Source organism: Pseudomonas sp. BNK-45 (assembly GCF_047456255.1).
Lineage (GTDB): Bacteria > Pseudomonadota > Gammaproteobacteria > Pseudomonadales > Pseudomonadaceae > Aquipseudomonas.
On record NZ_CP179909.1, the window covers coordinates 4,026,758 to 4,041,251 of the forward strand.

A 14,494-nucleotide genomic window follows, 5' to 3' on the forward strand; every position below is an offset into this window, starting at 1 on the left:
CTTGAAGCTTGGAGCGGTCGCCCATGAACCTGTCCGGTCCTTTCATCAAGCGCCCGGTGGCGACCATGCTGCTGTCGTTGGCGATCATGCTGCTGGGCGGGGTGAGCTTCGGCCTGTTGCCGGTGGCGCCGCTGCCGCAGATGGATTTTCCGGTGATCGTGGTCCAGGCCAGCCTGCCCGGGGCCAGCCCCGAGGTCATGGCCTCCACCGTGGCCACGCCGCTGGAGCGCTCCTTCGGCGCGATCGCCGGGGTCAACACCATGAGCAGCCGCTCCAGCCAGGGTTCGACCCGGGTGATCCTGCAGTTCGACCTGGACCGCGACATCAATGGCGCGGCCCGGGAAGTGCAGGCGGCCATCAACGCCTCGCGCAATCTGCTGCCCAGCGGCATGCGCAGCATGCCCACCTACAAGAAGGTCAACCCGTCCCAGGCACCGATCATGGTGCTGTCGCTGACCTCCGATGTGCTGGAAAAGGGCCAGCTGTACGACCTGGCCTCGACCATCCTGTCCCAGAGCCTGTCCCAGGTGCAGGGCGTGGGCGAGGTGCAGATTGGCGGCAGCTCCTTGCCGGCGGTGCGCATCGAGCTGGAGCCGCAGCTGCTCAACCAGTACGGCGTGGCCCTGGACGACGTGCGCAACGCCATTGCCAATGCCAACCAGCGCCGGCCCAAGGGCTCGGTGGAGGATGACCAGCGGCTGTGGCAGATCCAGGCCAACGATCAGCTGGAAAAAGCCCGTGATTACGAACCGCTGATCATCCATTACAACAACGGTGCGCCCCTGCGTCTGAAAGACGTGGCCAAGGTCAGCGACGGCGTGGAGGACCGCTACAACAGCGGCTTCTTCAACGACGATGCGGCGGTGCTGCTGGTGATCAACCGTCAGGCCGGGGCCAACATCATCGAGACGGTGAACGAGATCAAGGCCCAGTTGCCGGCGTTGCAGGCGGTGCTGCCGGCCAGCGTCAAGCTCAACCTGGCCATGGACCGCTCGCCGGTGATCAAGGCCACCTTGCACGAGGCCGAGATGACCCTGCTGATCGCCGTGGCCCTGGTGATCCTGGTGGTGTTCCTGTTCCTCGGCAATTTCCGCGCGTCGGTGATCCCGACCCTGGCGGTGCCGGTGTCGCTGGTGGGCACCTTCGCCGTGATGTACCTGTATGGCTTCTCCCTGAACAACCTGTCGCTGATGGCGCTGATCCTCGCCACCGGCCTGGTGGTGGACGACGCCATCGTGGTCCTGGAGAACATTTCCCGGCATATCGACGAAGGCATCGCGCCGATGAAGGCGGCGTACCTGGGGGCCAAGGAGGTGGGTTTCACCCTGCTGTCGATGAACGTGTCGCTGGTGGCGGTGTTCCTGTCGATCCTGTTCATGGGCGGGATCATCGAGAGCCTGTTCCGCGAGTTCTCCATCACCCTGGCGGCGGCCATCGTGGTGTCCCTGGTGGTGTCCCTGACCCTGACCCCGATGCTTTGCGCGCGCTGGCTCAAGCCCCACACCCCGGGCCAGGAAAACCGCCTGCAGCGCTGGAGCCGGCGCAGCAACGAGTGGATGGTGGGCAAGTACGCCACCAGCCTGGACTGGGTGCTGCGGCACAAGCGCCTGACCCTGTTCAGCCTGCTGGTCACCATCGGCGTCAACGTGGCCCTGTACGTGGTGGTGCCCAAGACCTTCATGCCGCAGCAGGACACCGGCCAGTTGATCGGCTTCGTGCGCGGCGACGACGGCCTGTCCTTCAGCGTGATGCAACCGAAGATGGAGATCTTCCGCCGCGCGGTGCTCAAGGACAGCGCGGTGGAAAGCGTGGCCGGCTTCATTGGCGGCAACAACGGCACCAACAACGCCTTCATGCTGGTGCGCCTCAAACCGATCAAGGAGCGCAATATTTCGGCGCAGAAGGTCATCGAGCGCCTGCGCAAGGAAATGCCCAAGGTGCCCGGCGCGCAACTGATGCTGATGGCCGACCAGGACCTGCAGTTCGGCGGCGGCCGCGAGCAGACCACCTCGCAGTATTCCTACATCCTGCAAAGCGGCGATCTGGGCGAATTGCGCCAGTGGTACCCGAAAGTGGTCACCGCGCTGCGCGCCTTGCCCGAGCTGACCGCCATCGACGCCCGCGAAGGCCGCGGCGCCCAGCAGGTGACCCTGGTGGTCGACCGCGACCAGGCCAAGCGCCTGGGGGTGGACATGGACATGGTCACCGCGGTGCTCAACAACGCCTACAGCCAGCGGCAGATCTCCACCATCTACGACAGCCTCAACCAGTACCAGGTGGTGATGGAGGTCAACCCGAAATACGCCCAGGACCCGATCACCCTGAACCAGGTGCAGGTGATCACCAGTGCCGGGGCGCGGATCCCGCTGTCGGCCATCGCCCACTATGAAAACAGCCTGGAAGACGACCGGGTCAGCCACGAAGGGCAGTTCGCTTCGGAGAGCATTTCCTTCGACATGGCCGAAGGCGTGACCGTGGAGCAGGGCACCGCCGCCATCGAACGGGCGATTGCCAGGCTGGGCATGCCCGAGGACGTGATCGTCAAGATGGCCGGCACCGCCGACGCCTTCGCCGCCACTCAGAAGAGCCAGCCGTTCATGATCCTCGGTGCGCTGCTGGCGGTGTACCTGGTGCTCGGGGTGCTCTATGAAAGCTACATTCACCCGCTGACCATTCTCTCCACACTGCCGTCGGCCGGGGTCGGCGCCTTGCTCTCGATCTACGTGCTGGGCGGCGAGTTCAGCCTGATCTCGCTGCTGGGGCTGTTCCTGCTGATCGGCGTGGTGAAGAAGAACGCGATCCTGATGATCGACCTGGCGCTGCAACTGGAGCGCCACCAGCGCCTGGACCCGCTGCAATCGATCCGCAGTGCCTGCCTGCAGCGCCTGCGGCCGATCCTGATGACCACCCTGGCGGCGATCCTCGGCGCCTTGCCGTTGCTGCTGGGGGGCGCCGAGGGCTCGGAAATGCGCCAGCCCCTGGGCCTGACCATCATTGGCGGCCTGGTCTTCAGCCAGGTCCTGACCCTCTACACCACCCCGGTGGTCTACCTCTATCTCGATCGCCTGCGCCACAAGTTCAACCACTGGCGTGGGGTCCGTACCGATGCCGCTCTGGAAACGCCGCTATGACCGACCAATCGTCCCGTCCCGTTACTCTGCTGTCCGCCCAGCGCCTGGCCATGGCCCGGGGTTCGCGGGCCTTGAGCCTGGGCCTGTGCGTGGCGCTGCTCAGTGCCTGCGCCATCGGACCCGACTATCAGCGGCCCCAGGTGGCCGAGCCTGTGCAGTACAAGGAGGCCCAGGGCTGGCGCCAGGCCAACCCCAGCGATGCCCTGGCCCGGGGCGCCTGGTGGGAGCTGTACGGTGACGCCCAGCTCAACGGCCTGATCGAGCGGCTCAACCGTTCCAACCAGAGCGTGGCCCAGTCCGAGGCCCAGTACCGTCAGGCTCAGGCCCTGGTGCGCAGCTCCCGTGGGGCGTTCTTTCCCAGTGTCGACCTCAGCGTCGGCAAGACCCGGGCCAGCCAGGGCACCGGCAGCAGCAGTTCGGGGCTGAGCAGCTCCAGCAGCGGCATTCGCGACACCTACAACACTCAGTTGGGCGTGAGCTGGGAGGCGGATGTCTGGGGCAAGCTGCGCCGTGGCCTGGAAGCCAATCAAGCCAGCGCCGAGGCGAGCTTCGCCGATCTGGCGGCGATGCGCCTGAGCCAGCAGTCGGAGCTGGTGCAGAACTACCTGCAACTGCGGGTGATCGACGAACAGAAGCGCTTGCTGGAAGCCACGGTGGCCGCCTATCAGCGCTCCCTGACCATGACCCAGAACCAGTATCAGGCCGGGGTGTCCGGCAAGGACGCCGTGGCCCAGGCCCAGACCCAGCTCAAAAGCGCCCAGGCCGACCTGATCGACCTGATCTGGCAGCGGGCGCAGTTCGAAAACGCCATCGCGGTGCTGATGGGCGTACCGCCGGCCGAGTTCAACCTGGCAGAAACCCCGCGGATTCCGCTGCTGCCCCAGGTCCCCCTGGCGGTGCCCTCGCAGTTGCTGGAGCGGCGTCCGGACATCGCCTCGGCGGAGCGTTCGGTGATGGCCGCCAATGCCAATATCGGCGTGGCCAAGGCGGCCTATTACCCGGACCTGACCCTGAGCCTGGCCGGCGGCTACAGCAGCAGTACCTACGCCGACTGGATCAGCCTGCCGAACCGCTTCTGGTCGGTGGGCCCCAAGCTGGCCATGACCCTGTTCGACGGTGGCCAGCGCTCGGCGGAAGTGGATCGCACCCAGGCGGCCTATGACCAGACCGTGGCCAAGTACCGGCAGACCGTGCTCGACGGTTTCCGCGAGGTGGAAAACTACATGATCCAGCTCAAGGTCCTGGAGGACGAGGCGGGGGTGCGTCAGCAGGCCCTGGATTCGGCCCGCGAGGCCCTGCGCCTGACCGAGAACCAGTACAAGGCCGGACTCATCGGTTATCTGGACGTGGTCACCAGCCAGACCACCGCCCTGAGCAACGAACGCAGCGTCCTCAGCCTGCTGCAGAGCCGGCTGATTGCCAGCGTGCAATTGATCGCCGCGCTGGGTGGCGGCTGGGACGGCCAGCTGCAGGTCGGCGAGCAGAAATAGGCCGCCATCAGGGCCTCGCGCAGGGGGGCGCGAGGGCCGCGGACATGGCCGCGCAACGGCCTTGCCCACAAGCCTTGTAGGGGCATCAAAGGCCCGGGGCAGACGTTCTGTCCGGCTACTGGCGGTTTGCTCACTTTGTAGATGCGTTCTTCTGCGCAATCAGTACAATCTGCGCTTTTGCCCGCCGGGCAAACATCGGCACAACGGCCAAGAGATGCCCCATGCTCATCGGTAGTTACTCCCCCGCGTTGGTCGTGATCTCCATTTTCGTGGCGATCCTCGCTTCCTACACCGCCCTCGATCTCACCGGACGCATCGCCACCACCAAAGGCCGTGCGGCCTACCTGTGGATGTGCGGCGGAGCCTTGGCCATGGGCATCGGTGTGTGGTCCATGCACTTTATCGGCATGCTCGCCTTCGAGCTGCCCATCGAGCTGGGCTACGACATCGCGCTGACCGCCTTGTCGCTGCTGATCTCGATCCTCTCCTGCGGCTTTGCCCTGTGGCTGGTGAGCCAGCCGCGCCTGCCGCTGTGGCAACTGCTGTTCGGCGCCTTGATCATGGGCGCCGGCATCAGTGGCATGCACTACACCGGCATGGCGGCGATGCGCATGCAGCCGGGTATCGACTACGACCCGAGCCTGTTCAGCGCCTCGTTGCTGATTGCCTTCGGTGCTTCGCTGGCGGCGCTGTGGATCGCCTTCCGCCTGCGCCAGAACACGCCCCATGTGCGTCTGGCCCGCACCGGCGCGGCGGTGGTCATGGGGTTTGCCATCGTCGGCATGCATTTCACCGGCATGGCCGCTGCGCGTTTCAGTGACGGCAGTTTCTGCGGGGCCCTGGGCAATGGCCTGAGTGGCAAGGGCCTGGACAATCTGGTGCTGATCACCACCCTGGCGGTGCTGATCATCGCCTTGCTGACCTCGGTGCTGGACGCGCGCCTGGAAGCCCGCACCGCGGTGCTGGCGCAGTCCTTGACCGAGGCCAACAAGGAGCTGACCCAACTGGCTCTGCACGACACCCTGACCGGTCTGCCGAACCGCATTCTGCTGGCGGACCGCATCGATCAGGCGATGCACCGGGTGACCGCCCATGGCGGCTGCTTTGCGCTGATGTTCATCGATCTGGACGGCTTCAAGCCGGTCAACGACGCGTTTGGCCATCACATGGGCGACCAGTTGCTGCGGGAGGTGGCCCTGCGCCTGCGCGAGGACCTGCGCAGCGAAGACACCCTGGCACGGATCGGCGGCGACGAGTTCGTGCTGCTGGTGCAGCTCGGCGAGCCGGATGATGCCTTGCGCCTGGCGGCGCGGCAGGTGGGCCTGGTGTCCCGCTCGTTCCGCGTGGCCGAACACGAGCTGCAGATTTCCGCCAGCATCGGCATCGCGGTGTATCCCGGCAATGGCCTGACCGCCCAGGAACTGCTGATGAATGCCGACGCGGCCATGTATCACGCCAAGGCCACCGGCAAGAACGGCTACAGCTTTTTCGATGCGTCGATGAACAGCAACGCCCGGCGCCAGCTGCAGTTGCTCCAGGACCTGCGCAATGCCCTGGAACACAATCAGTTCCGCCTCTACTACCAGCCCAAGTTCGATGCCGGCGACGGGCGTCCGGTGGGGGCCGAGGCGCTGTTGCGCTGGGAGCATCCGCAACACGGCCTGCTGCTGCCGGACAAGTTCATCGAACTGGCGGAGAAGAGCGGGCTGATCATCGCCATCGGCGACTGGGTGTTGCACGAGGCCTGCCGGCAGATGCGCCAGTGGTATGTCCAGGGCTACACCGACTGGCGCATCGCGGTGAACCTCTCGGCCTTGCAGTTCTGCCATGTGGGGCTGGTCAAGAGTGTGGCCCAGGCCCTGGAGCGCAATCAGTTGCCGGCCAACAACCTGACCCTGGAAATCACCGAGACGACGGCGATGAACGACGCTGATGTCAGCATGATCGTGCTGCAGCAGTTGTCGGACATGGGGGTGGACCTGTCCATCGACGATTTCGGCACCGGCTATTCGAGCCTGATGTACCTCAAGCGCCTGCCGGCCAACGAGTTGAAGATCGACCGCGGTTTCGTCCGTGACCTGGAGCACGACAGCGACGACGCCGCCATCGTCTCGGCGATTGTCGCCCTGGGCCAGGCCCTGGGCCTGCGCATCGTCGCCGAGGGGGTGGAGAGCGGGGTGCAGCAGAGCTTCCTCACCCAGCTGGGCTGCGACTCGCTGCAAGGCTATTACCTGGGTCACCCGCTACCGCCCGAGAGCTTCATGCAGGGTATCCACCAGGCTGAACAACAGGCCCGGCACGACACCTGAGGCTGGCCTCGGCCGGCCATCACCAGGGGCACGGTCCTGTGAGCCCGGAATAGAGGCTGTTTGATGTCACTGCGGTTTTCATCGCTGCCTGCGGGGTGTTTAATGGCGGGCGTTGAAATGATCAGTCAGGGAGTCGGCAGTATGGACAAAGTCATCGTCATCACCGGTGGCGGGCGGGGAATCGGTGCGGCCACGGCATTGCTGGCCGCGCAGCAGGGTTTCAAGGTGTGCATCAATTACCAGGCCGACGAGCAGGCGGCTCATCAGGTGCTGGAGCAGGTTCGCGCCCTGGGCGTGCAGGCCATCACGGTGCGGGCCGACGTCAGTATCGAAGACGAAGTCATCGGTTTGTTCCAGCGGGTCGACAGCGAGCTGGGCCGGGTCACCGCCCTGGTCAACAACGCCGGGACCGTGGGGCACAAGTCCCGTCTCGATGAAATGTCCGAATTCCGCATCCAGAAGATCATGAAGACCAATGTCATGGGGCCGATCCTCTGCGCCAAGCACGCGGTGCTGCGCATGTCGCCGCGCCATGGCGGGCAGGGCGGCAGCATCGTCAACGTCTCGTCGGTGGCGGCGCGCCTGGGTTCTCCGGGCGAATACGTCGACTACGCTGCGTCCAAGGGCGCCCTGGACACCTTTACCCTCGGCCTGTCCAAGGAAGTGGCGGGCGAGGGCATCCGCGTCAATGCGGTGCGTCCGGGCTACATCTACACCGACTTCCATGCCCTGAGCGGCGACGCCGACCGGGTCAGCAAACTGGAATCGGCGATTCCCATGGGCCGTGGCGGACGTCCCGACGAAGTGGCCGAAGCCATTCTCTGGCTGCTGTCGGACAAGGCCTCCTACACCACCGGCAGCTTCATCGACCTGGGCGGCGGCCGCTGAGCCCCCGCAAGTCTGCGGCCTATCCGCAGGAGCCGGCTTGCCGGCGAAGGGGCCCTCAAGCCTTGCGCCGACCTCGCAGACGCCTTCGCTGGCAAGCCAGCTCCTACAGCCCACTCTGAGCTTGTGGTCTGCCATGTAGGAGCCGGCTTGCCGGCGAAGGGGCCCTCAAGCCTTGCGCCGACCTCGCAGACGCCTTCGCTGGCAAGCCAGCTCCTACAGCCCCCTCTGAGCTTGTGGTCTGCCATGTAGGAGCCGGCTTGCCGGCGAAGAGGCCCTCAAGTCTTGTGCCGACCTCGCAGACGCCTTCGCTGGCAAGTCAGCTCCTACAGCCCCCCCTGAGCTTGTGGTCTGCCATGTAGGAGCCGGCTTGCCGGCGAAGAGGCCCACAAGCCTTGTGCTGACCTCGCAGACGCCTTCGCTGGCAAGCCAGCTCCTACAGCCCCCTCTGAGCTTGTGGTCTGTCAAGTAGGAGCCGGCTTGAACTGGTCAAGTAATCCTGGACACCGATTAAGGTTCTACGCCGCCAGTTTCTCCATCGCCACCGGCGACCAATAGTCGTTATAACTGTGAGGCCTGATGGTGTTGTAGCGCATGACGTAGCGCTGTACATCCGTTCGGGCCTCATGCTCCGAGTTGTAGCCTGTTTCAGGTACCCACTCCGACTTCAAACTGCCAAAGAAACGTTCCATCGGAGCGTTGTCCCAGCATTCACCTTTACGACTCATACTTTGCCGGTGCCCATGTTCCAGCAGCTCATTCCTGAACTTATGGCTGGTGTACTGGCAACCTTGATCGGAGTGAAACAACACATCTTTGGGACGCCCCCGTAGCTCGACGGCCATCCGCAAGGCTTCACAGGTCAGCGAGGCATCAGAGATCATCGAAAACGACCAGCCCACGATCCTGCGGGCGAACAAGTCCAGAACTGCGGCAAAATACAGCCAGCGCTTGCCGACCTTGATGTACGTGACGTCGCCGCACCACACCTGATTCATCGCCGTAACCTCAAACTGACGCTTGAGCACGTGGGGCGCCACCAGCGCTTCCACGCCGGAGGACTTGTACTTGTGGCGTCGACGCTGACGACTGGCGATACCGGCTTCTCGCATCAGGCTGCGAGCCATGTACCGTCCGACACTATGCCCATTGGCTTGCAGCACCTTGGCCAGGGTGCGCGAGCCGGCAGATGCCCTGGAAGCCTTATGGTGCTTGACCAGCAAGGCTTTGAGTTTCTCTCGTTCGGGCCGAGCTCGGCCTTGGCGCTCGCGCCATGCGTAAAAGCTGCTGCGGCTAATTCCCAGCACGCGGCAGCACTTGTTCACGCCGTATTGCTCACCCAGCTCATCGATCAGCGAGAGTGATCTTTGGCGTCCAACAGCAGGAGAGCACTGGCCTTTTTTAGGATTTCGATATCCCGATCTTTTTGCCTGAGCAAGGCTTTGAGTTTTTGGATTTCTCGCTGATCGGCGGTAATCGCTTTGGCCCCGACCGGAGTTGATCCCTGGCGCTCTTGACGAACTTGTTCAACCCAGCGACGCAGCGCCGTAGGACCAACACTCAAACTGGCGCAAACCTCGGGAACCGATAGTCCCTCGTCCAACACCATGCTGGCTGCCTTGAGCTTGAATTCACCCGAATAAGAATTACGCATATCCAAACACCTCAGATTTGGGCGCCATCATAGCGCCCGATTGGGGTGTCCAAAATTATTAGGCCAGTTCAGCTTGCCGGCGAAGAGGCCCTTGCGCCTTGTGCCGACCTTGCAGAGTTCGTCGCTGGCAAGCCAGCTCCTACGGTTTCCTTCAGTTGGCGCGGCGGCGGCCGGGGCCGATCAGCAACGCCAGCAACAGCCCCAGCACGTTGATGACAAAACCCATCAACAACGGCGCCAGGTACCCCAGGGTTTCCCCCGGACGGGTGCAGCTGTAGCCATATCCGTAGCCTTGTTCATGGGCCCAGACGTCCGGTGTGGCGCCCAGGTCCACGGGTGCCGAAGGCTCGGGCTGCTCCTCGGAGAACCCCAGGTTCGAATGGCTCGCGCTGCGCCTTTCCAACTGTTCGATGGCCTGCAACTGGGCGTCGTTGCAGCGGCTCTGCGCCCAGCTGCCCACCACCACCAGGGTCGACAACAACAGCAGCAGAGGCACCGGGTAGTAGCGCCGGGTGCGCAGCAGGGGCGCCACCAGCAGCCCGGCGAAGAAACCGGCCAGCAACAGATTGATCCAGTACCAGGGGGCGCCTTCCAAGCTTGGCGGTACCAGGAACGACAGCAGCAGTGGCAGGACAACGCGGGCAAACAGCAGGCACAAGGCCGCGGCAAGCAGAGTGATCAGCAGGGTCTTGATCCAGGATTTCATGGGCAGTGCATCACCTTTTTTAAGCGGGGGAGGTCAACGGGGCGTATCAGTCCGGTATCGCCCCTTGGGAAATTGGCGGGGTAAAGCGCCGGGCGTATTCGAGCATCTCCCGGGGGAAGATCATGTGCTTGACCGCGCTGTCGTCCAGACCGAACAGGTAGGCCACGGCAGCGGCTTCAAAGGCCCAGTAGCCGAAGTAGGAACCCTCGTCGCCTTGCAGGTGGGAGTCGTGCCAGGGAGCCTGTTCGAACGCCTCGTACCACTGGTTGCAGTACTCCACCAGCAGTTCCCGAGGCTCGTCCGGGTCTTCGCTGTAGATCGCCCAGATCAGGGGCGAGTAGAGGCTGTGGTACCACTCATCGAGCTCGGCGCGATCCGGCAGGTAGGGCTTGAGCAGGTCCTCGATCAGGGTGTCCTGGCCGCCAAAGCCGGCGCGGTCCTGCAGCAGCACCAGACGCGGTAGCAGGTCGCTGCGTTGCAGGAGGATGCACAGGCTGATCACCTGGACATATTCCTCGTACTCGTCGGGGTAGTCTTCGATGTTCAGTGGCGCGATATCCGGCCGTTCTTCATAAACCTCCAGCTTGCGCTGGTAGTCCTCGTAGCCTTCGATCACCCCGTCCAGCTCCCGGGCCAGTTGCTCCATGGGGGCACCGCCGGTGTAGCCCAGGATCAAATGGTGCAGGCGCGCGCTTCGCACCGTGGAGGCCTTGAGGGAGGCTTCCTGCTCGGGGCTGTCGGCCATCATCGAATGGGTCTGCCAATGGGCTTCTTCGCCGGCCAGGCTTTCGAGGAAGTCGTGGTACTGCTTGTGGCTGAGAAACACTTGTCTGCGGTTCATGTCGGTGCCTTGTCTCAGTACACGGGAATCAGGGTGAAGGGCGCCTTGCGCTGCGAGGTTTCCAGCAGCAGGGTCGCCAGGTCGACTTCGGCGGGCTCCAGGTCGAGCGCTTCCAGCTCTTCTTCCAGTTGCTGCGCATCGGCCGCCAGGGCCTTGATCGGCTGGCGCAGGTAGGGACGCGGGTCTTCGCCGTAGTAGATCTTCACCGGGCCCTCAGGGATGCCTTCCAGGCGGGCAAAACCCTCTTCATCGAGGCTGCCCTCGGCTTGCGAGCCGTCACTGAACACCGCTCGGTAGGCGGCGCCGGACACCGGTTCCAGGTTGGGGTAGTGCAGGTTCAGCTCCAGCCAGTGACCTTCGCCGGTGAGGTGGTCCAGGCCCTGGTTGATGTCCTGGGCAAGGCTCGCGGCGTCCTGGCTTGCCGGCTGCGGCGCGGGGGTGAGGGTGGTTGCGCGCGGCTCCAGGGAAGACTGCGGCTTGGGCACCAGGGCCGGGCCGCGGCTGTGGGCGGCGGCCGAGTTGTTGCGCTGCTCGGCGATCCACGGGGCGATGCGCTCTTGCACCGAGGCCATGAGGAATTCGGTGTGTTCGCAGGCTTCGTTGAGGTTGTGCAGCACCAGGCGCTGCTGCTGGGGCGTCAGGCCGTTGAAGGTGCTGGAGGCGCTCACGCCGCGGATGATCTCAGGCAGTTCTTCGGCCAGGCGCATTGGGTCCAGGCACTTTTCCAGCAGCTGTTCGGGGCTGGTTTTCAGGCGGCAGGCCATCAGGGCGTAGCGGATCATGTCGAAGAGCTTTTCGGCGTGGCGCTGGGGTGCGCGGTTGATCAGGCGCAGGAGGATCTTCAGGCCTTGCCCCGGGCCGGGGATCCAGCCGATCAGGGCCAGGGCCAGGTCGAAGAAGGCGTCTTCCTCGTCCTTGGGGTTGTTGATGGCGTCCAGTTCGAAGATCGCCTGGATGCAGTCGTAGGCGTTGAGTTCCTGGGTCAGCAGGGGCAGGCGGCCGCGTTCGATGGCCTTGAGCAGTTCGGCCTTGGCCTCTGGGTAGTCGTCGTAATACAGGTCTTCGACCATGACGTGTTCCTTTCCCTGGAAAATTGGAGTGCGGATGCTGAAGGAAACGAGGGGGTGGGGCAAGGGAGTTTGGGTTCTTTCAGGGGCTGGAATGCCGACCCAGACAAACGACCATCGTGTCTAAAGGGGCAGGAAGGTCAAAAGCCAAAGCAAGACGGCGGCCTACCGGCCTGGTTTCATTTGACCTTTACAGGGCGACGTTGCTCTTGGCAGGGCCGAAGGTCCTGCGGACCTTTTCGCAGCTTCGCCGTGGCTCAGCAGCGGCTACAGAACAACATAGGACCCTGTAGCCGCTGCCGCAGGCTGCGAACGGCTCCGTAGGAGACGCGGGGATCTTGAGGCTGCCCAAGATCGGCGGGCGATCGTCAGGCAAGGTCCTGCGGACCTTTGCGCAGCTTCGCCGTGGCTCAGCAGCGGCTACAGAACAACATAGGACCCTGTGGCCGCTGCCGCAGGCTGCGAACGGCTCCGCAGGAGACGCGGGGATCTGGAGGCTGCCCAAGATCTGCAGGCGATCGTCAGGCAAGGTCCTGCCGACCTTTGCGCAGCTTCGCCGTGGCTCAGCAGCGGCTACAGAACAATATAGGGCCCTGTAGCCGCTGCCGCAGGCTGCGAACGGCTCCGCAGGAGACGCGGGGATCTTGAGGCTGCCCAAGATCGGCTGGCGATCGTCAGGCAAGGTCCTGCGGACCTTTGCGCAGCTTCGCCGTGGCTCAGCAGCGGCTACAGAACAATATAGGGCCCTGTAGCCGCTGCCGCAGGCTGCGAACGGCCGACGCAGCAGGCGCTAAACCTGCCACCTCGATGCACCTGATACACCCCATCGCCCGACTCCCCCTGCGCCTGCAGCACTCAAAAGGAGCGGATGATCCGCCCCAGGGTTTCCATGGCCTGTTCCGCGGCGTCGTTCCAGGGGCTGCCGTAGTTCAGGCGGATGCAGTTGCGAAAGCGCTGGGTCGGGGAAAAGATCGGTCCGGGGGCGATGCTGATGCCTTGGGCCAGGGCCATCTGGAACAGTTTCAGCGAGTCCATCTGCGGTGGCAGTTCCAGCCACAGGAAGTAACCGCCCGCCGGCTGGCTGACCCGGGTCTGCGCCGGGAAGTAGCGGGCAATCGCCGCCAGCATGGCGCTCTGCTGTTCTTCCAGGGCGTAGCGCAGTTTGCGCAGGTGGCGGTCGTAGCCGCCGTGCTGCAGGTAGTCGGCAATCGCCGCCTGGGCCGGCATCGAGGCGCACAGCGAGGTCATGAGTTTCAGCCGTTCGATTTTCTGTGCGTAACGCCCGGCGGCCACCCAGCCGATGCGGTAGCCCGGGGCCAGGCTCTTGGCGAAGGAGCCGCAGTGCATCACCAGGCCCTCGGTGTCGAAGGCCTTGGCCGGTTTCGGCGCCTGCTGGCCGTAGTACAGCTCGGCATAGACGTCGTCTTCGATCAGCGGCACCTGGTGCTGGCGCAGCAGCTCCACCAGTTCCTGCTTCTTGGCCTCGGGCATGCTCGCGCCCATGGGGTTCTGGAAGCTGGTCATGCACCAGCAGGCCTTGATCGGGTGCCGCTCCAGGGTCTGGGCCAGGACCCCAAGGTCGATGCCGTCCCGCGGGTGCACGGGAATCTCCACCGCCTTGAGCTTGAGCCGTTCCAGCACTTGCAGGCTGGCGTAGAAGGCCGGGGCCTCGATGGCCACCAGGTCGCCGGGCTCGGTCACCGCCTGCAGGCACAGGTTCAGGGCTTCCAGGGCGCCATTGGTGATCAGCAGCTCCTCCATGGGCAGCATCAGCCCGGCCACCATGTAGCGCAGGGCGATCTGCCGACGCAGTTGCGGGTTGCCCGGGGACATGTCGGTGACCACCACCCGCGGGTCCATCTCGCGGCTGGCGCTGGCCAGGGACCGGGACAGGCGCTGCAGGGGGAACAGGGTCGGGCTGGGGAACGCCGAGCCGAAGGGCACGGTGCTCGGGTCCTTGATCGAGTCGAGCACCGAGAACACCAGTTCGCTGACATCGACTTCGGTGGATTCGTTGACTTCGCTGCTGATCACCGGCTCGGAGAACGGACTCGGCGCGTGGGCGTTGACGAAGTAGCCGGAGCGCGGGCGGGCGCGGATCAGGCCGCGGCGCTCCAGCAGGTAGTAGGCCTGGAACACCGTCGACGGGCTGACCCCGTAGGTCTGGCTGGCGTAGCGCACCGAAGGCACGCGCTGGCCCGGACCCAGGACCCCGGAACGGATCAGTTCGGCGATGTCGTCGGCGAATTTTTCGTAGCGTTTCATCTGCGGGGCAAGATCCAGTCTGGTCATCGGGTCAAGGTGTTCGGTGGCGAGGGAGTCGGGGGACTCGACGGCCAGGGCGGGCCCATGGCGGCGTCGAGTACAGCGTTCCCGTGGTCCGGGGGAGTCAGCAGGCTCCCCGGCCACGG

9 protein-coding genes are annotated in these 14,494 nt (G+C 64.5%); 4 read left to right on the plus strand and 5 right to left on the minus strand.

Annotated features, from left to right (window positions below; genetic code table 11):
- Nucleotides 1-23: 23 nt before the first annotated feature.
- The 4 genes from ACMGG8_RS18560 to ACMGG8_RS18575 all read left to right on the plus strand — a co-directional run bounded on the left by ACMGG8_RS18560 (nucleotide 24) and on the right by ACMGG8_RS18575 (nucleotide 7,818).
- On the plus strand, nucleotides 24-3,131 hold the full coding sequence (locus ACMGG8_RS18560) for an efflux RND transporter permease subunit (RefSeq protein ID WP_414158116.1): 3,108 nt from the start codon (nucleotides 24-26) through the stop codon (nucleotides 3,129-3,131).
- The gene (locus ACMGG8_RS18565; protein ID WP_414158117.1) at nucleotides 3,128-4,621 is read left to right on the plus strand and encodes an efflux transporter outer membrane subunit; all 1,494 of its coding nucleotides are present in this window, start codon (nucleotides 3,128-3,130) and stop codon (nucleotides 4,619-4,621) included. Before ACMGG8_RS18560 ends, ACMGG8_RS18565 begins: the two co-directional genes overlap by 4 nt.
- Before the next feature lie 221 nt (nucleotides 4,622-4,842).
- Nucleotides 4,843-6,930, plus strand: coding sequence for a putative bifunctional diguanylate cyclase/phosphodiesterase (locus ACMGG8_RS18570; protein ID WP_060839454.1), 2,088 nt, complete (start codon nucleotides 4,843-4,845; stop codon nucleotides 6,928-6,930).
- 141 nt (nucleotides 6,931-7,071) lie between these two features.
- A complete protein-coding gene (locus ACMGG8_RS18575) occupies nucleotides 7,072-7,818 on the plus strand; it encodes an SDR family oxidoreductase (protein WP_414158118.1) in 747 nt (248 codons plus the stop codon).
- Nucleotides 7,819-8,333: 515 nt separating this feature from the next.
- Here ACMGG8_RS18575 and ACMGG8_RS18580 read toward each other — a convergent pair.
- The 5 genes from ACMGG8_RS18580 to mapR all read right to left on the minus strand — a co-directional run bounded on the left by ACMGG8_RS18580 (nucleotide 8,334) and on the right by mapR (nucleotide 14,348).
- Nucleotides 8,334-9,469, minus strand: a protein-coding gene (locus ACMGG8_RS18580; protein WP_414158119.1) for an IS3 family transposase whose coding sequence is annotated in 2 segments (ribosomal slippage) — nucleotides 8,334-9,196 and nucleotides 9,196-9,469 — 1,137 coding nt in all. Because the reading frame shifts where the segments join, the coding sequence is not laid out codon by codon here.
- A 151-nt stretch (nucleotides 9,470-9,620) separates the two neighbouring features.
- The gene (locus tag ACMGG8_RS18585) at nucleotides 9,621-10,175 is read right to left on the minus strand and encodes a hypothetical protein (protein WP_060839452.1); all 555 of its coding nucleotides are present in this window, start codon (nucleotides 10,173-10,175) and stop codon (nucleotides 9,621-9,623) included.
- A gap of 46 nt (nucleotides 10,176-10,221) precedes the next feature.
- The gene (locus ACMGG8_RS18590; RefSeq protein ID WP_060839451.1) at nucleotides 10,222-11,016 is read right to left on the minus strand and encodes a PoNe immunity protein domain-containing protein; all 795 of its coding nucleotides are present in this window, start codon (nucleotides 11,014-11,016) and stop codon (nucleotides 10,222-10,224) included.
- Between the two features lie 14 nt (nucleotides 11,017-11,030).
- Nucleotides 11,031-12,086 (minus strand): hypothetical protein, encoded by a 1,056-nt coding sequence (locus tag ACMGG8_RS18595; RefSeq protein WP_414158120.1) that lies wholly within the window; start codon nucleotides 12,084-12,086, stop codon nucleotides 11,031-11,033.
- An 852-nt stretch (nucleotides 12,087-12,938) separates the two neighbouring features.
- On the minus strand, nucleotides 12,939-14,348 hold the full coding sequence (mapR, locus tag ACMGG8_RS18600; RefSeq protein WP_047304573.1) for a GntR family transcriptional regulator MpaR: 1,410 nt from the start codon (nucleotides 14,346-14,348) through the stop codon (nucleotides 12,939-12,941).
- Nucleotides 14,349-14,494: the final 146 nt, after the last annotated feature.